Raw genomic sequence first — 19,714 nt, 5'->3', positions numbered from 1 at the left:
GGACAGCCATGCTGGCCAAGGGGAAAGGGGCGTCGCGCAAGGAAGGAGCAGAACTGGCTACATCCGTGTAGCCAGTTCCGAAGGGTCGGTACTACGCATTGTTCAATGAAGCTCCTGAGCAAAGTCGCAGTGAGCCAGGCGGGATATCTCGATTCATATCCACAACGGGTTCTTCATCGAACTCGAACCTGCTGCCTGAACGCCCGGTGTCGCTATTACTTGAGCGTTACATCGAGCATCGGCGGGATGTAACCGTAGTCGTACTCAGCCACCACGAAGGTCTGTTGCCCTTTGATCCTGATCCCGACCGTCGGTGCTTCGGTACCGCCGATACGAATCTGCGTGCCGCTTTTGTCGGACGGTACGCTGTCGATAAAGGAGGTCACCAGGCCGTTGGGCATCACACAGTGCGAGTAGGTCTGGAACGGCTGGGAGGACGGGTTGCCCAGCACCAGGCCGGAACCGTTCAACGGCACGTAGGGACCGAACAGCGAATCGGCGACAAAACCGTACACCCCGTCCGGCCCGGTCACGCCGTCGGCATAGGTGAAGGTGTGGCTGATGGTGAACAGGTAGTACTTGCCGTCCTGGAACACGAAGTGCGGGCGTTCGGTCTGGTCGTTGACGCCGACCGCGGTCAGCAGCGGCGGCAGCATTTCCCAGTCGTCGCCGTCTTCGTCGCGGGCCACGGCGATACCGACGCAGGCGGTCTGGAAACGGGAGTTGCCGACGTCTTCATAACCTGGCGGCACGTCGCCGATTTCTGCTTCGCCCACTGTGTGCGAGCCGCGCTCGCCGGCCACGTTGCCTTCGAACAGCATGTACAGCTTGCCGTCGTTGGGGTCGCGGAACGGCCATGGATCGCGGAAGCCCCAGAAGGGGTTTTGCGCTTCGGTCTGGTACATCTTGCCGTCGGCCTCGAACAGCGGCTTGACCTTCTCGAAGCCGACCATGCTGACGCCATGCTCGGTGGTCACCACCCGGCCGCGCACCTTGACGATGGTCGCGCCCGGCGTGACGGCGGTGTAGTACAGGTCCACTTCACCCTGTTCGTTCAACAGGATCGGCGTGCCGGCCCATTCGCGAACCGTGGGCGAAACCCCTTCGGCCATCACCCGGCCACCCAGTTCCCAGTCCTTGCCGGTACGGGAAAACCAGTAGTACATCTTTGCCCGGCCGTGGCGGTCGTTCCAGTCACGGGTGATGTCGTAGTTGCCGTTTTCGTCGATGTATTCCGGGTCGTTCGGATGACGATCTGCGGTCAGGGTGAAGATCACCGACCAGCCGTCGACGGAGGTCACGTTACCGTCCAGGTCGCGCAGCGGCATGGTGTCCCAGATAAACACCTCGTTGCTCAGTACCGGGAAATCCGCGCTGACCAGTGGCTGGGTCGTGGTGGGATCGTCCGCATGGACTTTCAGCGCATCGGCGCGAGTCCAGAGGCTGGGTTGATGGGGTGTTTTGCCGAATTTTTCAGTGTTGCTTTTCATAGGTAATACCTCGTCCGTGAATGGGTTCACATAAATGTTCATCAAAAAATACTGTATGTGCATACAGCAATTTCACCTTAAGCGAGGCGGTTTTTTGGGTCAAGAATAAATTTGCATTTATGCATATTTGCCGTTTTTGCTGAGGCTGATACGTTTCAGCTAGTTCTGTTTCTAGAAGTTCGTTTTCGGCTCGATCAACGACGATGCCTGCAAAATGCGCGCTTGGAACCGCTGGTCGGTCCGAGGGCGCAGAAGGTGAAAGGAGGGAGGCGGAACAAGGTCAAGGGCGGGAGTCGAGCCTGGGCGGATCGGTCAACGCCGCCGAGCGCTGCGAACATTGTCGCTGTCATGGCGCGGACGTAGCCTGAGCCCTCGTCGCCTGAATCACGGTCAGCAGAGGGGGATAGCTCTCATGAAGGGTGCAATCGACGCATGGGCACAACCGGCCAACGGCCGGGCGCGGCTGTTGCTGCCGGAGGTGGCGCGGCTGTTCGAGAAGTCGGGTTCCGCGCATTTGCTGGACCAGCCGCTGAGCATCGAGCAGACCGTCGAGCTGATGGACCAGGCCGGGGTCGAGAAGCTGATGCTGGCGGCCTGGTGCCGGCCGGAGCGCTGGGTGTTCAGCAACGATGAAATCGCCGCCTATACCCGGGCTTATCCCGAGCGTTTTGTTGGTGTGGCCACGGTGGACCTGAGCCGGCCGATGGCGGCGCTGGCCGAGCTGCAGCGGGCGGTGGACGAGCTTGGCTGCAAGGCCCTGCGCATCGTGCCCTGGCTGTGGAAACTGCCGCCCAACCACCGCCTGTACTACCCGCTGTACGCCAAGTGCGTGGAGCTGGGCATTCCCTTCTGCACCCAGGTCGGCCACACCGGCCCGCTGATGCCTTCGGAAACCGGGCGGCCGGTGCCTTATCTGGATGAGGTGGCGCTGGACTTCCCGGAACTGCGAATCATCGCCGGGCACATCGGCCATCCCTGGACCGACGAGATGATCGGCCTGGCCTGGAAGCACGACAATATCTACATCGACACCTCGGCCTACCTGCCGGCCTATTACCCGCCGCAGCTGCTGCATTTCATGCGCAGCTACGGGCAGGACAAGGTGCTGTTCGGCAGCAATTTCCCGCAGTTGCCGTTCGCCAAATGCATGCAGCAGGTCCAGGCCCTGGAGTTGCCGGAGCCGGTGCGGGACAAGTTCCTGCAGGGCAATGCGCGGCGGGTATTCGGCTTGTAGCGCGGCGCCTCAGGCGTGGTCCTGGTAGCGGCGCCGGCTGAAAAATAGCGAGCTGCCCATGGCCACCAGCGCCACGGCAATCAGCCCGGCATCGATCTCGCCCAGCATGGGCGGCAGGAACAGAATCCACAGCAGCCCGGTGAGGCCCAGGGCCAGGCCTGTCCACTTCCTCAGTGGGTAAGGCTTCATCCAGTAGTACAGCGGCGTCAGCAGCAGGTAGACCAGCACAAAGGGAATGTACTGCTTCATGAGTCTTGCTCGCCGCGGCCGAAGATTCCTGGGCTGGCGGCCGTGGGCCGCTCTCTGTAGCTGGGACACGTCATGTTGCACTTCCTTGTCGATGGCATGAGGCGCGCCAGTGTCCATGGCAAGCGGCTTTTGTGCAAACGCGCGGTGTCATGCCAACCGCGCCAGGCAGCCCTCGAGAATATCCAGCCCTTCTTCCAGCACCTGCGGCTCAATGGTCAGTGGCGCCAGCAGGCGGATGATGTGCCGCGACTTGCCGCTGGGCATCAACAGTAGGCCGGCGTCCCGCGCCGCGCTGAGCAGCGCGCTCAGTTGTTCCGGGGCCGGCGAGCCGTCGGCCTTGAGCAGCTCGATGCCGCGCATGGCGCCGACCCCGGTCAGGCGCCCTAGATAAGGTGTCAGGCGCTCGGCCCGCCAGTGCTGGTAGCGGCTGACGATGGCCTGCTCCTGGCGTTCGCCCCAGGTTTGCAGATTGTGGTCGCTCATCTCGTCCAGGGTCGCCAGGGCCGCCGCGCAGGCGATGGGGTTGCCGGAATAGGTGCCGCCCAGGCCGCCCTTGGGCAGGTTGTCCAGCAGCGCCTTGCGCCCGAGCACCGCGCCCAGGGGCACACCGCCGCCGATGCTTTTGCCCAGCAGGACCAGGTCCGGTTCGATCCCCAGCCGCGAGAAGGCGAAGCGCTGGCCGGTGCGGCCGAAACCGGACTGGATTTCATCGGCGATCAGCAGGATGCCTTGCTCATCGCAGAAGCGTCGCAGGGTACGGGCGAACTCGACGTCCAGGGCCAGGAAACCAGCCTCGCCCTGCACCGGCTCGACAATGAAGCAGGCCACTTCGGCGACATCGATCTCCACGCTGAACAGCCGGTCCATGGCCTTCAGCGCCTCCTCGCAGGTCACGCCGTTGTCCGCGCTCGGGTAGGGCAGGTGGTACACCGGGCCGGGCAGCACGCCGATCTTCTGCTTGTAGGGCGCGACCTTGCCGTTGAGGTTGAGGGTGGCCAGGGTGCGGCCATGGAAACCGCCATCGAAGGCGATTACCGCGGTACGCCCGGTGGCGCCCCGGACGATCTTCAAGGCGTTCTCAGCCGCCTCCGCGCCGCTGTTGGTGAGCATGCCGCTGACCGGGTAACTCAAGGGCACGAAGCGCGCCAGCCGCTCCATGAACTCCACATAGGGCCCATGGGGCGCCGCGTTGAATGCGTAGTGGGTCAGCCGGGTGGCCTGCTGCTGGATCGCCGCCACCACCCGCGGATGACAATGCCCCAGGTTGAGCACGCCGATCCCACCGACGAAATCGATGTAGCGCTTGCCATTCTCGTCCCACACCTCGGCATTCCTGCCGTGGCTCAGGCGGATGGGGTGAACGATGGAAATCGACTGGCTGATGCTTTCGCTGCTCATGGGCTAAGGGCTCTGTCTGCCTGGAACATGCGGGCTATCTAAGCCAAGAGCGGGGTGGGGCCGCAAACGAAATAAAGTGCGGGGGTCAGTATGAAAATTCCGGATGTCGGGAGGAGGGTTGGATCAGTCGTTCAGCGGCGCAACGTTCCTGGCTCTGGCCCGGCGCTGGCGCAGCAGTGCGACCGCCACCACCAGCACCACGACACCGAGGACAATCGGCAGGCGATAAGGCTTCAAATCACCGAACAGATGCTCCAGCGCATCGCCGGCCCAGTAGCCGCCGCAGACGAACAGCGTGGCCCAGAGCAGTGCGCCGAGCATGTTCAGCAGGGTGAAACGCAGCGGCGACAGACCGCTGGCGCCGATCACCACCGGGCCGACCCAGCGCATGCCATACATGAAACGCACCGCCAGCACCGAGGTCGAGGGGTAACGCCGGATCAGCCCGCTCACCCGCTCGATGGCGGCCTGCTGGCCCTTCAGGCGCGGCAACAAACGCCCGCCGAAATGCCGCCCGCTCCAGAACAGCAACTGGTCGCCGAACATCCCGCTGACCGTGGCCACGGCAATCACGGCCCAAAGATCCAGCACTTGCTGATGCGCCGCCATGCCGCCCAGGATCAGCACGGTTTCGCCTTCCAGCAGGCAGCCGAGGACGATCACCCAGTAACCGTAGGTCGCGAGCAGGGCGTGCAGGTCGAGGTGTTCGAACATGGGAATGAAAGGGCCTTTGCAGAAGTAGTCCGTAAGCTTTAGAAGCGCCGAGATATCTCTTGGCCTGCCCAAGCATAGGGGAAAAGTTTGCCTGATCGTTGACCTGTTGGTGACGCGCGCTAGGCTGGTGGCTCTATTTGAAAACGCCAGGAGATAGCTCGATGGCGCAAGGATCAGTCTTTAGAAACAGCAGCGGTCAGACTATTTACCTGACTGAGGCTATGGCGTTTCCTGGCGATGTTACGCAAGTGGAGATCATCGCTATGGGGCGTACTCGGGTCATCGCTCCGGCTGGAGAAGCTTGGGACAGTTGGTTTGATGAGGCTTCTATGAGTACGGACTTTATGGCGGACAGGGATCAACCTGCTGAACCGAAAGACGCCTGAGCGACTCGGTTTTTGCCCAGTCGCTCTCACCCCTCAGTCTTCCTCCGGCGCCAGCATCCGGGTTTTCGGCGCGCCATTGGCGTTGTGCTGGTAGATCTCCCGGGGCTGGCCGTGGTCGTTGAAGAATACCTGGCCAATGCCCGCCGAGTTCCACAGCCGTTCGCCGGCCTCGCGATGTTCGGGGCTGTAGGGCACCACTCGCATCAGCCGGCGGCGGGTGAACCAGTTCAACGGCGAGCGTGGCGAATACAGCCAGCGATTGAGACGGTCGAACCATTCCAGCAGAGTCGGTGGAAACTCGTTCTTGATGCCGCTGCTGGTGATCTGCCAGATCTGCGGGCCGCCCTTGCGGTGGCGGATCAGCACTTCGTAGACGAAGGAATAGTGCACGTCGCCGGAGAGGATCACGTAGTTACCCGGGGTGCGCGAGTGGCGGAAAATATTCAGGATCACCTGGGCCGCGCCGCGGTGGGCCATCCAGTTTTCCGCGTCCACCAGCAACGGGTGACCGCACCAGCTGAAGACCTTCTGCACCGTCTCGATCAGCTTGACGCCGAACACCGGCGCCGGTGAAACGATGATCGCCGACGGGTGATCCAGCAGTTCATGTTGCAGCTCGCTCAGAGCTTCCCAATCGAGCAGGCCCGAGGGCTGCGCCAGGTTGAACTCGCTGCGCCAGCGCCGGGTGCGGGTGTCCAGCACCACCAGCGCCGGGGTGGTAGGCAGGGTGTATTGCCATTGCTGGAAGCGCAGCAATTCGTCGATCAGGGTGTCCTGGGTGGTGCTGTCCAGGTAGAGCGCATCGCCCTGGGCCTCGGCGCTCAGGGCGCGGGTGTGTTGCAGCGGCGTGGCGAAGGCATCCGGATTGTTGCCCCAGCCCTGGCATAGCATGTAGGCGATCAGCGCATTGCCGATGATGCGTTTGGAAAACGGGTGGCCGTAGGCGGTTTCTTCCCACTGGGCGCTGAGGTTCCAGTCGTCGGTGATGTCGTGGTCGTCGAAGATCATCAGGCTCGGCAGGTGGGCGAACACCCGCGCCACGCCGTCCAGGCCCTTGGCGAAAGCCTCGATCCGCTGTTGTTCGCGCTGGTAGCGCTGCTGCTCCTTGGCAGCGAGCTGTGGTGGTCGCGGATCGATCAGACTCCAAGGCACCGGCGACCAGACCAGCAGGTACATGGCCATGACCTCGGCGAAGGTCACCAGATGGTTGTCGGCGCTGCTGCTGGTGAAGATCGGCTTCTTCACCCCGCCGAAGAAACGCTCGCGCAGGGTCTCATTGCTTTTCAGCGCCGGCAGCAATTCGGCGCGTTTGTAATAGCTGGCGCGATGCCGGTAAAGCTCAGCGCTGTCGCTCACCACCGCGCCTTCCAGATGTTCGCCGAACAAACCCAGGCGCTCGATCAGCGCATGAATCGCCCGCAGCATCGGCCCGGCCACGTCGTCGGCGTATACCTGGTCGCCGGTCATCAGCAGCAGGGCAGGGCGTTGCTGCGGATCGGCTGTTTCCGCCAGCAGGCGATCGACGCAAAGCAAACCCTCGTCCGCCGCATGATGGGGCTTGCGGCAGGAGCCGTGGACCAACTGCTGGATGCGGCTGTGCAGCACAAAATCCGGCTGCTGCTTTTGCCCATACAGCAAATGCGGCGCCCACTCGGCGATCCCCGAACTGGAGCCGTCGGCGTTGGCGATCAGCAGGTCATAGTCGATGGGCACATCGCAAGGCAGGGGATTGTCCAGCGGCAGATCTATCAGATGGATAAACGCGTGCTGGCCTACAGGGATGACCTGGCACTGCTCGGCGCTGAGCGGGTAGTCGCGGATTTGCGCCTCGCTGCCTGCCTGCAAACGCAACGTCAGCTCCAGCGCCCGCGAGCCCGCCAGCCACAGCACCAGCCGCGTGGGTTCCAGGCGGCGCAGCAGGGGGCCGGCGAGGACGCAGGGCAAGTTGTTGCTAGCAGCGGTCGAGGGGGACGTTCGAGACACGCGAATTCAAAGCTCATACGGCAGACGGAAGCGCCGATAGTACCGCAGCTGATGTCGAAGATTTGTCAGCCAGTGCTCAGGTTGCTAGGGAGAGTCGCGCAGGGAGGGGGTAAGAACTGCGCGGTACTCGTAGAGGGCTACGGGGTCTCGGGTTTATTGATTTCTCGAAGCAGATCGGCAACGGGTAATTGCAGGGTGTTGGAGTAGTAGGCCTTGTAGCCATAGGCGGTGATAAGTGCTTTGCACGGAATCGTCTTTTTGTTGGCTAACAAGGCGTTCAATTCTTCGACAGAGAGGTCGCGACGGGATTGTCCTTTATCGAGGGTTTCACTCAAAAAAGCCTCAGTGAAAAAGATTGAAGTTGGTTGATTCGCTTGAGCCGTATCAGCCTGAATCCTGCCATAGGCAGAACGCGCAATTTCATGCTCAACAGAAAAGTCATAGTCACCGTCTAATGCACAAATAAATTGAGCTGAGGCAATACCTTCTCCCATACCTCTTCCGTAGAGATCCAGAAGGTTGATGTTTGATTCGTAGCGGATGATGTACAGCGAAAGATCCGCTTTGCGTTCGACAGAAATGAAACTCAAGTCTGCTGGCGGTTTCTCATGATCTTTTGCGCAGGAGGAACAGGCGATAGCCAGTAGAAGCAGCCATAGTCTTTTCATGTTTTTTCCAGCTTGTTGGTAATGGATTCAAAGATGATATCGCAGGCGGATTGTGAGCCCACAATTGGCCGCATGAACATACCAAATGCATTTGCATGATTAATATCCATGTTTAGATTCAAATCAGGCCCGCTATTCATTATCCATCTTTCACCAAAGTCCGCGACTTTGTCTGAATCGTCAGGTTTGGATGGTGTGGCTCTGATGTTGATCCACTTCTCTGCAACCGGTGTAGGCGCAGATCCGGCAATGTCAGAGCCAAGCCACACCAGTGTACCTTCTCCGACGGGGTCGAGAGTCACCAGTGTTGTTATGGTGTACCCCCAGTCAGCCATGGTTTTAGTCAAATGCCCGCTGTTCCAGCCTCCCAAGCTATGGCCAATAATGTAAATAGGGCACGATTTATAAGGGATAATATTCAAGACATTTTTCTGAATATCTTTCTTTCCTCTAATCTGGTTGTACCCAAGCCATGCGGATCTGTATTTTCCTTGTTTTTGTAAGGTATTGGCTCGCTTATCTAAGGGCTCTTGTGCGTATTTTATATTTTCATAAGGGCCAGAAAAATAATAACTTTCCTTGTCCCCTGCACCCCCCACAAAAAACACAATGGCCTTGGTGCTTTCGATAGGAATGACTTTGTCACTCTTGTCTTTTTTATCCGTAAGCGTGTGCTCGGCTTTCAACTTGACGGGTTTACCGTTCGCCGAGGTAATGGTGTTGGCTTCCATGCGTCACTCTTCCAAAAACAACTTGATGCTTTCTGCAACATGCGAGCTGATTTCATGGGTGAAGCCAGCGGCGTCCGAAACCCCATGCTCAAGGCGCCCATCGGCACGTTGGATCACGTAAGCATGATTGGGCATCGGTTCGCCCGTTACATCGTTCACCAGCTTCAAGCGGTCGGTGAAGTTGACCGGCATGGGCAAGAGCCCGGTGAAGGGGGCGTTGACCACGGTGTCGCCAATGATGACGGTGCCGGAGCCCCCGATGATGATGTTGCCGTGCCCGCCGGTGCTGTCCAGCGTGGCGGCGTTCAAGCCATTGATGAAAACAGTGCTGGAAACCGCCCCGGTTATCGGGCTGCCACAAGCTGATTGGTCACTCTTTCGAGCGGCGGCCAGGCCGTCGAAAACGACATTGGGCGAACCCGTGACGATAGGGTTGGTGCCGTGGCCGGGAAGCGGGCAGGCGGTTGGGTCGCTGACGCGGGCAGCGGGTTTGCCACTCATGATCGGTCCTTGAAGTGTTGCGAGTCATCCCTTTGGCGCGCGCATGATGCAGTAGCCGAGCAGGTTCTTCAAACCTGAACGGAAAGCTATTTTGTATAAGAGTGAGCCTGACGCGGCTGATCTGAATCGAGTGGAGTTACACCGGTACTTGAGCGTCATTCAGCTCAACCTTCAGTGCTTGGTTGTCCTGAGATTTATCAGCGAATCTCCCTTGAACGTCTTCCGGTAGTCGGTGGTGGACGGCGCGATGGCAAAATAGTAGCTTCGATCCCCAGCGCCTCTGCTTACGGCCCCCAAAAAATGCCGTGGTCCGGCTCTTCATGCTCATTAAGGAAGACGTTCTACCCTAGCTGCCACCTATCAAGGATGAACCATGGCCACCAAGTCCACGCACTCGAACCAGCAAAAACACCTCGCCGTGCTTATCGACGCCGACAACGCCCAGGCGTCGATTGTCGAGGCGTTGTTCGAGGAAATCGCCAAGTACGGCATCGCCAGTGTGAAGCGCATGTACGGCGACTGGACCGGGCCGCAGTTGGGCGGTTGGAAGAAGCTAATGCTGGAGCATTCGATCCAGCCCATCCAGCAGTTCTCCTACACCAAGGGTAAGAACTCCACTGACAGTTCGTTGATCATCGACGCCATGGACCTGCTTTACACCCGGCGTTTCGACGGCTTCTGCCTGGTGTCCAGCGACAGCGACTTCACGCGTCTGGCCGGGCGTTTGCGCGAGGAAGGCATGACGGTATATGGCTTCGGCGAAGAGAAAACGCCCAAGCCCTTTGTCGTGGCCTGTGACAAGTTTATCTACACCGAAATTCTCCGGGCCCAGGACGTCACTGAATCCGCCGCCCAGGGCGATAAGGCCCAGGTCACCCCCGGTCCCATCGAGGAGACGGGCAAACAAACAGCCGCTTCATTTTCCAGCAGTCCGGCAAAAGTACCGGTGGAGTTCATCGCCAAGATCCTCGATGACATCGCCGAAGAGGATGGCTGGGCGCCCTTGGCCATGTTGGGCACCACCATCAGCAAGGTGCGTCCCGCCTTCGACTCCCGGCTGTACGGCCACACCAAACTCAGTGGCCTGATCCGTAGCCAGAGCAAATGGTTTGACCTGGACACCCGTGGCGGCTCGCCCACCGGCGGGGCGGTGTTGTACGTGCGCAACAAAAATAGAGCCCCCGACCAGCAGGCTCGCTGAGTTGGTCGGCCACGACCGATTCGATTGACCTTCCCAGGAGTGATCCATGCGTAACCTTTGTGCCAGCTTGTTGATCGGCGCGACCGTTCTGTTGTCAGGCTGCAACACCACACCCTATGACAGGGCCACCATCTATTACGATCGCACGCAGTTCACGACTCAAGTCAGCAAAGACTTCCCGGACATCAAGGGACCGATCCTGCAACACGGTCGCTGCTCGCTACTTATCCCCACTCCGGGCTCTACCATCGGCACCTACCACTTCTGCACCTTCGCCCTGACCCAGGACGAACTCTACGTCCAGGGCTGGGACGCCACGGCGCTGAAGTACAAGGAAATCCTGCGGGTCGACCTGTCGACCCTGAGCAAGGTCGCTTTGGATTCGTACTTTCGGACCAACCAGGTGCAACTGATCGAACAACGCCGTCAGAGCGCACTGAGTGTGATGATCGATGATGGTGGCTATCACGACACGGCAGCGACGGAGCGCGTGTACGAGACCATCAAGAAGCGCGGAGTGGCTGTGGTGAAGAGCGAAGGAATGATGATGCCGCCGGCTGGGCCGACGCCGATGGTGATTCCGATTGTTATTCCTAAATAGTAGTCAAGCTTTCAGTTAAAAATTTTAAATATCGGTAGATGACCAATGGAGTGGGTGATGATTAAGCAGTTAAAAGAGATTACCAATCTTAGAACGTATGTGGCATCAGTGTTTGTCTTTGTTTTAGGTGTGGTTTTACTTGCGCTGAGTGAGCGGTTTGGCTTTCCTGATGGGTATCTTTGGGTTAAGTCGTTAATGTCTAATATTGGGGCTCTTTTGATTGCCTCGGTATCAATTGCAATGCTTTGGGAGTTGTTCTCGAAAAGGTCTTTTTTGGATGAGTTATTGGCAAAAACTGGGCTTGCTGATGATATACGAACAGTGGGGGTTACGGGGATATCGTTAAATCCGGTTCAAGGTCCTAATTTTTCAAAGCTCATTAGATCTTGTGAGCGGCTTGATATGTTTGTTTGTTATGCAAATACATGGCGAGCTACATTTGAAGAGGATCTTAAGTTTTTGGCTTCTAAGAAAGGTAGTCGGATTAGGTTGATAGTTCCGGATCCTGATAATGAGGAGATAATGAAGGATCTTGCTAAGCGTTTTAATGCAAATGACTCTGCGACAATGCAGGGGCGAGTTAGGCAGGCTATAAATGAATATAAAGACCTATTCGCCTCTGTGGGAAATGATAAGTTGGATTTTAGTGTGTGGATACATGATGAGACTCCTGTGACAAGTTTTTATCGCTTTGATCGTTGTGCAGTCGTTACTTTGTATAAGCATGCAAAGGGGCGAGGGAATGCTCCAACAGTTATGGCTGAACGTGGTGGTAGTCTCTATAACTATATTGAAAGTGAAATTGATTCGATGATTAAAGGTATTCCTCCATACCAAAAGTTGGCTAGGCAAATCTATCCAGGGACTATTTGAGATCTTTGCATTTTTGTGTACTGCATTGTGAGTGCCAGATTTTTTTGCAGAAACGTAATTCACAAGCTACTCTCTATTCGTCGTTGCAAATTCAGCGACCGGGCTTGGAAACCCGCAAAGGTATAGGCGCACAAGCGCCCCGATCACGATTGCAGGCGCTATTTTTTTGCCTGCGGTTTCGTGTAATGGCGGCTGTGCGCGGGAGGGCTTCGGTCCTGCCGGGACCTATACCCCCGGTTTTCCAACCTGCGTACAGCTGCCACCCATTCGCTTGGAAACGAACGTGGTAGCTCTTTCTTAGGTATAGGAGCTAGTCGCATGGACGTTTTGACTCAGTATCTTCACCTCGCAATCTCCAGCCTTCCGGTAATTACTGGAGGTGCACAATGAGTACTTCAATCAAAACCCTCGGTACCGTCACCTTCGCCCCTGTCGGCGAATCCCAACATCCACTGTTTCGCGTCAACCCCGATGTGCCGCTGCGCGAGGCGCTGGAGCATGTGTCGCAGTTGCTGTTCCACGCCAAGATGCTGGCCTTGGATGCGGCCATGGAGCGGGACGATCGTTATGCCTGGGCGTCCCATTATTTCAGCGAGATGGGTAAGGCGATTGTCGATGATTTGTGTCTTGGTGAGTGGCCGGTAGCGGATAGTCGTCGGCCCTGATGTTTATCTGTTACCTGATGTAAGCCCTGAGGGAAGGCCCCTTTGATGGGCCTTCATGCCAAGGCAAAGCACCTTTCACTCGGTAATGCCAACTGCGCTCGCAGGCTTCCTTCAAGCGCAGTGGACGCTTCATGAGTGGAACAACAACGTTATGAGGATACGGAAGGGAATACTGGCTGCTATATGAGAGGGAAGGCAGGATGCAAAAAGGCCCTTAAAGGGCCTTTTTGTATTCAGGTGAAAAGCTCAATCGCTTTCATTGCACTAACCGATAACAGCATGCTTCCCCCAAGTCCCCATACAATATAATGCGATAGGGTGAGCCTTCTTTTAAGTGGCTGGGGAAAGGTGTCTATCTCGTTAGCGTCCAGTATGCCTTTTTTGACATAGGAAGTAGGTCGGGCTAAGAAACCCGCCACCATGCCGACCATTACAAGTCTTCCCCAGGGGCCCATGTGAAGATAGAACCTGCTCCCGGTTATTGCCTTGCAGTTTTTAACGTGGCCAAGTATTTCCTCCATGCGGGTGTACCCCCAATAGAGATAGATACCACCCATACTGAATATGCCAAGAAAAGTCAGGGCGCATAAAACAACAAAAAAATCATGTGGGGAGCTAATCAGGTTCATTTTCCTTTCTCATATATAAACTCTCCTATGCTTCCGCCCCCGGCTTCACCCAGTTTCCCTGCCGCATAAGAGCCCCCTCCGACGACTATCAGGCCGCACACCATGCTACCGATGCCACCTGTAGGGACTCCAATGGCTACACAGACAGTTCCAGTAGCGGCAGTACCTAGTGCCATTCCTGCAAACATTCCACCTGCTACTCCGCCGGTAAAGCTTCCGGTTTCCGTAAAGCGTACCTTCTCACAAGCCTGCTTATTCCCTGCTGAGCAAACGTCCTGAACCTTCACATAAGACGCTCCACCGCCCAACGCTGTCCCAAGCCAACCGCCCCACTTGATTACCTTGGAGGCTGTTGCAACACCTTCAATCTGTGTTGCGTATCCCGGTATCTGTCCCACCGCGCCTGCCTGAGTCCAGCGATGCACCAAGCTGCGGCTTGAAATATTCAAGGCACTCTTGAGTTTGGGGTGATCAGGGAAGGCAATGCTCATTTTCGTGACGGTTGTCAGGTTAGCGTCCAACTGCACGAACAGCTTTTTTCTTTCACTGAAGAACTCGACGCTACGAAGGTGGCCGTCTCGCAGGAAGAACTTCTGATGAAGCGCTTCGATATCCAGCAACGTTCTTTTCAAGCTATCCATATGGTTACCAACGGCCGCCGTGCTGACACCCAAGGCAGTCGAACCATAGGACAGTATCGACTCAACCTGGGCCCGATACTTGAGCATAAAAACCGCTTCCTCATCGCTCAGGGATGCCAAGGCCGCGCTGACCTTTTCCGCCGCTTCCATCAACAGCGCTTCTTCGCGAGTGCATTGGTAGTTGTCAGGATGACTGAGCACGACCAGTTGCCCAGGTTTAGCATCGTTTGAGAGTTGAGGATTGAGCCGACGGAATTTCTCCAGCACCGCCTTATCGGCTTGACCGAACAGCACCGTCTCCAGTGCCGCTCGGCTCATGGGCGTTTGCACGATATGAAAACCCGGCTCTACCAGATGCTGCGTGTCCTGCACGGACAACGGCGGTGAAACGATATCGCCGTGAGCAACGCTCAGGCCGCGCACCTGATCCCGCGGCACCGCATCGGCAAACTCGTTTTGCGGGTAGCCCTTATGAATGGCGTCGGCCCAGCGCTGGGTATTGATCACCGCCGGCCCGACGCAATCGCTGTCGAGCGGGATGGTCGGTTGATTCCCGGAGCAGACCGTCCACTGAGTGGCTACCAGTCGGTTGGCCCCGGTCGGGCAGCCACATTGCACCAGGCTGCCCTCCACCGCCGTGGCTTGCTGGTCATCCACCCAGGTGTGATGGCCCTCGGCGATAAAACCTACTGTCTGGCATACCGGGCACCAGACCGGGTCGGCAATGCGGGCCACTCGTTGATTCACGACAAAGGTGGTGCCCGAGCCGGCGATGACCTTGCCGCCGGTTGTGGTGGGGTCGCCTTCCCTGATGACAAAAGCCATGGCGTACGTTCCTGGTGAGGGATGGGCCCTCGAACGTAACGACGAATATCAGGCTGCTGAATCAGGCGATCCTGAAATGCCTATCTCCTCGGCTGGCCTCAGCCCCGCCGACTCATAACGACGCAAGATCGCTGTCCACCCCTCGCACCAACACCTGCGGTTCCCCCTGCTTGATCACCCACCGTATCAACTCGCTCACGCTGATACGGTGCTGGCGTTCGACCCATTCCAGGCCTTCGGGGCTGTAGTGCTCGCTGTAACGGCTGAGGGTCAGGTGTTGCTGGTCGTCTGACAGGCGCAGGCTGACTTCGCGGCATTGCAGGGAGGCGTCGCCGTGTTTGGCTACGCGTTGCAGCAGGACCAGGGCGTCGGTTTCAGAAGTCATCATGAGTCGCTCCTTCACAGCGGTTTTTCGCGGGGCTGGTAGCGCCTTGCTTGCCTTCCTGCACGAAGGCGGCGCGGTGTTCGGCGTTCACGTCGCGCAGGGCGCTGTAGTAGTCGGGCATGGTTTTCAGGCTGTCGGTCAGCGGCAGCAGGGCGGCGCGGCCGTCCACTACGCCGCCGACCATGGCGACAGTGCCTAGGGTCTGCACGGTGTCGCTGTTGTCGCCGAAGGGGGAGACCACGAAGTTGAGGATCTTGCCCACGGAGTCGCGGCTGTTGTCGGTGCCCAGCAGCGGCAGTTCGACGATGGGACCGTTGCCGATGCCCCACACGCCGAAGGTCTGGCCGAAGTCGGCGGTGTGGCGTGGGATGCCGAGCGGGTCCGAGACGTTGAACAGGCCGAGCACGCCGACCGTGGTGTTGACTGCAAAGCGCCCCAGGCTGTTGACCGAGCGCTGCGGGTTGCCCTGCAGCAGGTCGTTGATGAAGACCTTGGGCTCGCCGAAGTTGCTCGCGAAGTTGTGCACACCCTGTTGCATGAAGTCGGGCAGGTGGCGGTAACCGCGGGCGACCGGTGCCAGTGCGTAGTCGTCGACGGCCTTGTTGAAGGCGAACACGCCACGGTTGACCGGCTCGGCGGGGTCATAGATCGGATAGTCGACCTTCGCGCAGGCGGTTTGGGTAGTGGGGCCCGGGCTGGTACAGCCCGCCAGGTAGGACAGGGACAGCAGCAGGGCGGTATGACGAGGCAGGCGGGCGGAACACAGGAATGAGCGCATGGGCGGCGGACCTTGGGAACAGGGAGGCCGATGCTGGCATGGGCGTTTTGCTTAAAGATGTCTGCTTTATTGCGGGGTTGTCGGTTTGTTACTGCGTTGAAATATATGACGGGCCGCGTCCAATGGTTTTGAATGACAGCTCATTCCGAGCTTGAGTGATACACACTGGTGAGCAGTCTGTTGATCGTGGACGACGACCTTGAGGTCCTCGCGCTGCTGAAGAAATTTTTTGTGCAACACGGCTACTCGGTGGAAGTCGCCACCGAGGGCGCTTCGCTGTGGGCGGCGCTGGAGCGGCAGGTGCCGGACCTGATCATTCTCGACCTGATGCTGCCGGGGGAAAACGGCCTGACCCTGTGCCAGCGCCTGCGCCAGCAGCACGCCGTGCCGGTGATCATGCTGACCGCCATGGGCGAATTGAGCGACCGCGTGGTGGGGTTGGAAATGGGCGCCGACGATTACCTGAGCAAGCCCTTCGATGCCCGCGAGTTGCTGGCCCGGGTGCGCGCGGTGCTGCGCCGGGCCGGGGAGAGTCGACCGGTGACCGGGGAGGTGCCGCGCCCGTTGATCCGGTTCGCCGACTGGCAATTGGACCTGACCCGCCGCGAACTGCGCTCGCCAGACCAGGTGATGATCCCGCTGTCGGCGGGGGAGTTCGACCTGCTGCTGGTATTCGTCGAGCATCCGCAACGCATCCTCACCCGCGAGCAGTTGCTCGACCTGGCGCGCGGGCAGGCCCATGACGCCTTCGACCGCAGCATCGATGTGCAGGTCAGTCGCCTGCGGCGCAAGCTGGAGTTCGACACCAAGCGCCCGGCGATGATTCGCACGGTGCGCAATGGCGGCTATCTGTTCACCCCCAGCGTGACCCGCCAATGAGGGCAAGACACAGACCGGGCGGCCCGCGCGACACCATTGCCCGCTGGATCGCCCTGACCACCCTGATGGCGATGCTCACCGCGCTGGCCTTCAATGCGCTGTTCGTGCAGTTGGCCGGGGTCTGGGCCAAGCCGCCGTTGAGCGAATCCGGCCTGGTGGAAAAGATCGCGTCCATCAGCAATCTGATCGATGCCTCGCAGCCGCTGCAACGCGCGCGCCTGGCCGAGTCGGTCAGCGACCACGGCCTGAGCGTGACCTGGCACCCTACGCGACGGGATATCGAGGTGCCGGTAGTCGATGAGCCTGAGTACCGCGAGGGTTCGACGAAACTCAAGCAACTGCTCAGGCCGGGAGCCGGGCACATTGAAGCCTACCAGCCCAGCGACTGGCCGGAGCCGGGCGGACCTTATGCGTTGCTGATCCAGATGAGCGACGGCTCCTGGCTGATGTTCTCCTCGGTCTCGCGCAACTGGGGGCTGGACGAGGGGCCGCGTAACCTGATCGTGATCGGGCTGGTGTTGTTGTCCACCGTCCTGGTCGCCTTGATCGCCACCCGCCGCCTGGCCAGGCCCTTGCAACAGTTCGCCCTGGGCGCGCGGCGCTTTGGCGTGGACTTTCGCGCACCGCCCATCGAGCCGGTCGGGCCCCACGAGATTCGCCAGGCGATCCTCGCGTTCAACGCCATGCAGGCCCAGTTGCAGCACTTCATCAAGGACCGCACGCAGATGCTCGCGGCGATCTCCCATGACCTGCGTACCCCCCTGACGCGCATGCGCTTGCGCGGCGAGTTCATCGAGGACCCCGAGCAGCAGCGTCGGCTGTTCCATGACGTCGACGAGATGCAGGCGATGATCAACTCGGCCCTGGATTTCTTCCGTGACGATGCGCGGCTGGAGGAGGCGACGTCCTTCGATCTGGCGGAACTGCTGCAAACTCTGGTCGACGATTACCGCGACCAGTCCATCGACATCGCGTTCAGCGGCCCGCCGCGCCTGGTGTATTTCGGCCGCCCGCTGGGGCTCAAGCGGGTCATGAGCAACCTGCTGGAAAACGCCATCAAATATGGCAGCGAACCGGCGATTGAAGTGGTGGCGGATGCCGAGCAGGTGAAGGTCTGTGTGCTGGATCGCGGGCCGGGGATTCCCGTCGAGTGGCAGGAACAGGTGTTCGAACCGTTCTTCCGCATGGAAAGCTCACGCAACCGCAACACCGGCGGCGTCGGCCTGGGGCTTTCCGCGGCGCGGGCGATCGTGCTGGAGCATGGCGGCGAACTGCGCTTGCGCAACCGTGACGGTGGCGGGCTGCAGGCCTGTGTATTGTTGCCGGTGCAGGGTATCTAGCTGGCTGGCCCTGCTTCAGGATCTTTCAGCGATCCTGGAGCGGGGCCCGCTTCAAGGCTGGCTGCCTAGGCGAGTGTCGCCTGCGGATTGCGCACCGGCTCCGCGGCCGCTTCGTTGTACACCCGCTCGTCTTCCTCCATCACCCGCGACGCCCGGCCCACCAGCACAGGGTCGGGTTGATGGGCCACGCGCAGGTTCTTGCCCGGATAGTCGAGGGAATGCAGGAAGTGGCGGATGCAGTTGATCCGCGCGCGCTTCTTGTCGTCCGACTTGATCACTGTCCAGGGCGCATCGGCGGTGTCAGTGTGGAAGAACATCGCCTGTTTGGCGGCGGTGTATTCGTCCCACTTGTCCAGCGACTTGATGTCGATGGGCGAGAGCTTCCAGTGCTTGAGCGGGTCGTCGCGGCGCGAAATGAAGCGGCGCAGTTGCTCATCGCGATTGACCGAGAACCAGTACTTGAACAGCAGGATGCCGCTGTTGCACAGCATGCGTTCCAGTTCGGGCGTCTGGCGCATGAACTCCAGGTATTGCAGGGGCGAGCAGAAATCCATGACCCGCTCGACCCCGGCGCGGTTGTACCAGGAGCGATCGAAGAACACCATTTCCCCGGCGGTGGGCAGGTGCTGGATGTAGCGTTGGAAATACCACTGGCCCTGTTCCTGTTCGCTGGGCTTTTCCAGGGCGACGATCCGCGCGCCCCGCGGGTTCAGGTGCTCCATGAAGCGTTTGATGGTGCCGCCCTTGCCCGCGGCATCGCGCCCCTCGAACAGCACCACGACGCGCTGCCCGGTTTCCTTGACCCAGCTTTGCACCTTGAGCAGTTCGATCTGCAATTCCTGCTTGGCCTTTTCATATTCGGCGCGGCGCATGCGGCTGCGGTACGGGTAACTGGCCGGCAGCTTGGCGGTGGAGCTGTCTTCATTACTGCCATGGGGCGCGCTGGCCACCTGCAGGGCGACCGGCTGCTGGCTGATGGCGCTGATTTCGGCCTCGGCGTTTTTGGCCGCGGCAGGTTTACTGGCCGCACGAGGCCGGCGCGGGCGTGGGGTGGCGGGCTTGCGTGGGGCGCTTTTGCTGCTGGCCGTGACGGTCGGTTTGGCTGTGGGTGTGGCTTTTTCGGGAAGGGGACGCGCGGTGGATTCTTCGCTCATATCGGGCCTGTCTGATCGCTCCAATGTCTTTCAGACAGTCTATGGCGCACAAGTCAGGGCTTCTTGATGCGTATCAAGGAAGCTTTTGAGCAGGTTTGCATTGGCGCTTTTTAGTCCTCTGTAGGAGCGAGGCTTGCCCGCGAAACAGACGCTGCGCAGTAGCAGTCTCTCCGCGTCATCGTTCATCGCGAGCAAGCTTCGCTCCTGCGGAATCCTGGCGCGCAGGGGCTGCGGCACTTTTCTGCAGGCGAAAAAAAAGACCTTGAATTTCAAGGTCTTTTTTAAGTTTGGTGCCCCGAGGGAGACTCGAACTCCCACTTCTCTCGAAAACGGATTTTGAATCCGCCGCGTCTACCAATTCCGCCATCAGGGCTCAATGGCGGCGAAGT

The 19,714-nt window shown here is 59.2% G+C and carries 21 protein-coding genes and 1 tRNA gene; 8 read left to right on the top strand and 14 right to left on the bottom strand.

Features of this window, described 5'->3' with window-relative positions:
- Positions 1-215 precede the first annotated feature (215 nt).
- Positions 216-1,490 (bottom strand): glycoside hydrolase family 68 protein, encoded by a 1,275-nt coding sequence (locus AC3RCP_RS26085; protein WP_492570743.1) that lies wholly within the window; start codon positions 1,488-1,490, stop codon positions 216-218.
- Between the two features lie 412 nt (positions 1,491-1,902).
- Between AC3RCP_RS26085 and AC3RCP_RS26080 the strand changes: the two genes are divergently transcribed.
- Complete coding sequence (locus AC3RCP_RS26080; RefSeq protein WP_492570744.1) at positions 1,903-2,724, top strand: amidohydrolase family protein; 822 nt, start codon at positions 1,903-1,905, stop codon at positions 2,722-2,724.
- 9 nt (positions 2,725-2,733) lie between these two features.
- On the opposite strand, the gene AC3RCP_RS26075 is transcribed toward AC3RCP_RS26080, so the two are convergent.
- From AC3RCP_RS26075 to AC3RCP_RS26065, 3 genes are all read right to left on the bottom strand, one after another.
- Positions 2,734-2,973: a hypothetical protein gene (locus AC3RCP_RS26075; protein ID WP_492570745.1), complete on the bottom strand. Its 240-nt coding sequence runs from the start codon at positions 2,971-2,973 to the stop codon at positions 2,734-2,736.
- Positions 2,974-3,120: 147 nt separating this feature from the next.
- Positions 3,121-4,371: a 2-aminoadipate transaminase gene (locus tag AC3RCP_RS26070; RefSeq protein ID WP_492570746.1), complete on the bottom strand. Its 1,251-nt coding sequence runs from the start codon at positions 4,369-4,371 to the stop codon at positions 3,121-3,123.
- A 123-nt stretch (positions 4,372-4,494) separates the two neighbouring features.
- Positions 4,495-5,085, bottom strand: coding sequence for a DedA family protein (locus AC3RCP_RS26065; RefSeq protein WP_492570747.1), 591 nt, complete (start codon positions 5,083-5,085; stop codon positions 4,495-4,497).
- Positions 5,086-5,246: 161 nt separating this feature from the next.
- On the opposite strand from AC3RCP_RS26065, the gene vapB reads away from it, so the two are divergent.
- Positions 5,247-5,471: a type II toxin-antitoxin system VapB family antitoxin gene (vapB, locus tag AC3RCP_RS26060; protein ID WP_123572607.1), complete on the top strand. Its 225-nt coding sequence runs from the start codon at positions 5,247-5,249 to the stop codon at positions 5,469-5,471.
- A gap of 33 nt (positions 5,472-5,504) precedes the next feature.
- On the opposite strand, the gene AC3RCP_RS26055 is transcribed toward vapB, so the two are convergent.
- The 4 genes from AC3RCP_RS26055 to AC3RCP_RS26040 form a co-directional block, all read right to left on the bottom strand.
- Positions 5,505-7,454 (bottom strand): alkaline phosphatase D family protein, encoded by a 1,950-nt coding sequence (locus AC3RCP_RS26055; RefSeq protein WP_492570748.1) that lies wholly within the window; start codon positions 7,452-7,454, stop codon positions 5,505-5,507.
- A 137-nt stretch (positions 7,455-7,591) separates the two neighbouring features.
- Positions 7,592-8,122 (bottom strand): hypothetical protein, encoded by a 531-nt coding sequence (locus AC3RCP_RS26050; protein ID WP_256593435.1) that lies wholly within the window; start codon positions 8,120-8,122, stop codon positions 7,592-7,594.
- The gene (locus tag AC3RCP_RS26045) at positions 8,119-8,853 is read right to left on the bottom strand and encodes an alpha/beta hydrolase (RefSeq protein WP_492570749.1); all 735 of its coding nucleotides are present in this window, start codon (positions 8,851-8,853) and stop codon (positions 8,119-8,121) included. The genes AC3RCP_RS26050 and AC3RCP_RS26045 overlap by 4 nt, the downstream gene beginning before the upstream one ends.
- 3 nt (positions 8,854-8,856) lie before the next feature.
- Complete coding sequence (locus AC3RCP_RS26040; protein WP_492570750.1) at positions 8,857-9,354, bottom strand: PAAR domain-containing protein; 498 nt, start codon at positions 9,352-9,354, stop codon at positions 8,857-8,859.
- 373 nt (positions 9,355-9,727) lie between these two features.
- On the opposite strand from AC3RCP_RS26040, the gene AC3RCP_RS26035 reads away from it, so the two are divergent.
- The 4 genes from AC3RCP_RS26035 to AC3RCP_RS26020 all read left to right on the top strand — a co-directional run bounded on the left by AC3RCP_RS26035 (position 9,728) and on the right by AC3RCP_RS26020 (position 12,694).
- On the top strand, positions 9,728-10,555 hold the full coding sequence (locus tag AC3RCP_RS26035) for an NYN domain-containing protein (RefSeq protein WP_492570751.1): 828 nt from the start codon (positions 9,728-9,730) through the stop codon (positions 10,553-10,555).
- Positions 10,556-10,601: 46 nt separating this feature from the next.
- The gene (locus AC3RCP_RS26030; protein ID WP_492570752.1) at positions 10,602-11,156 is read left to right on the top strand and encodes a hypothetical protein; all 555 of its coding nucleotides are present in this window, start codon (positions 10,602-10,604) and stop codon (positions 11,154-11,156) included.
- A 57-nt stretch (positions 11,157-11,213) separates the two neighbouring features.
- On the top strand, positions 11,214-12,029 hold the full coding sequence (locus AC3RCP_RS26025; RefSeq protein ID WP_492570753.1) for a hypothetical protein: 816 nt from the start codon (positions 11,214-11,216) through the stop codon (positions 12,027-12,029).
- Positions 12,030-12,415: 386 nt separating this feature from the next.
- A complete protein-coding gene (locus AC3RCP_RS26020) occupies positions 12,416-12,694 on the top strand; it encodes a DUF3077 domain-containing protein (protein WP_492570754.1) in 279 nt (92 codons plus the stop codon).
- Between the two features lie 233 nt (positions 12,695-12,927).
- On the opposite strand, the gene AC3RCP_RS26015 is transcribed toward AC3RCP_RS26020, so the two are convergent.
- The 4 genes from AC3RCP_RS26015 to AC3RCP_RS26000 all read right to left on the bottom strand — a co-directional run bounded on the left by AC3RCP_RS26015 (position 12,928) and on the right by AC3RCP_RS26000 (position 15,952).
- Entirely contained in the window at positions 12,928-13,323 is a 396-nt protein-coding gene (locus AC3RCP_RS26015) for a hypothetical protein (RefSeq protein ID WP_492570755.1), read from the bottom strand.
- Positions 13,320-14,789, bottom strand: coding sequence for a PAAR domain-containing protein (locus AC3RCP_RS26010; protein WP_492570756.1), 1,470 nt, complete (start codon positions 14,787-14,789; stop codon positions 13,320-13,322). The genes AC3RCP_RS26015 and AC3RCP_RS26010 overlap by 4 nt, the downstream gene beginning before the upstream one ends.
- Before the next feature lie 112 nt (positions 14,790-14,901).
- Positions 14,902-15,177 (bottom strand): hypothetical protein, encoded by a 276-nt coding sequence (locus AC3RCP_RS26005; RefSeq protein WP_007929492.1) that lies wholly within the window; start codon positions 15,175-15,177, stop codon positions 14,902-14,904.
- The gene (locus tag AC3RCP_RS26000; protein WP_092417643.1) at positions 15,164-15,952 is read right to left on the bottom strand and encodes an MlaA family lipoprotein; all 789 of its coding nucleotides are present in this window, start codon (positions 15,950-15,952) and stop codon (positions 15,164-15,166) included. The genes AC3RCP_RS26005 and AC3RCP_RS26000 overlap by 14 nt, the downstream gene beginning before the upstream one ends.
- A 168-nt stretch (positions 15,953-16,120) precedes the next feature.
- Here AC3RCP_RS26000 and AC3RCP_RS25995 point away from each other — a divergent pair, with 168 nt between their 5' ends.
- Both AC3RCP_RS25995 and AC3RCP_RS25990 read left to right on the top strand, forming a co-directional pair.
- On the top strand, positions 16,121-16,831 hold the full coding sequence (locus AC3RCP_RS25995) for a response regulator (RefSeq protein WP_009045463.1): 711 nt from the start codon (positions 16,121-16,123) through the stop codon (positions 16,829-16,831).
- Entirely contained in the window at positions 16,828-18,171 is a 1,344-nt protein-coding gene (locus AC3RCP_RS25990; RefSeq protein WP_492570757.1) for an ATP-binding protein, read from the top strand. The genes AC3RCP_RS25995 and AC3RCP_RS25990 overlap by 4 nt, the downstream gene beginning before the upstream one ends.
- Before the next feature lie 65 nt (positions 18,172-18,236).
- Here AC3RCP_RS25990 and ppk2 read toward each other — a convergent pair whose 3' ends face one another.
- Positions 18,237-19,325, bottom strand: a complete 1,089-nt coding sequence (gene ppk2, locus AC3RCP_RS25985; protein WP_492570758.1) for a polyphosphate kinase 2 — start codon at positions 19,323-19,325, stop codon at positions 18,237-18,239.
- Positions 19,326-19,613: 288 nt separating this feature from the next.
- A tRNA-Leu gene (locus AC3RCP_RS25980) sits at positions 19,614-19,698 on the bottom strand.
- Positions 19,699-19,714 lie beyond the last annotated feature (16 nt).

The organism is Pseudomonas sp. GW822-FHT05A08, assembly GCF_058800485.1.
The sequence above is the reverse complement of the archived record's forward strand: the minus strand, read 5'-3'. Positions and strand labels throughout refer to the sequence as shown.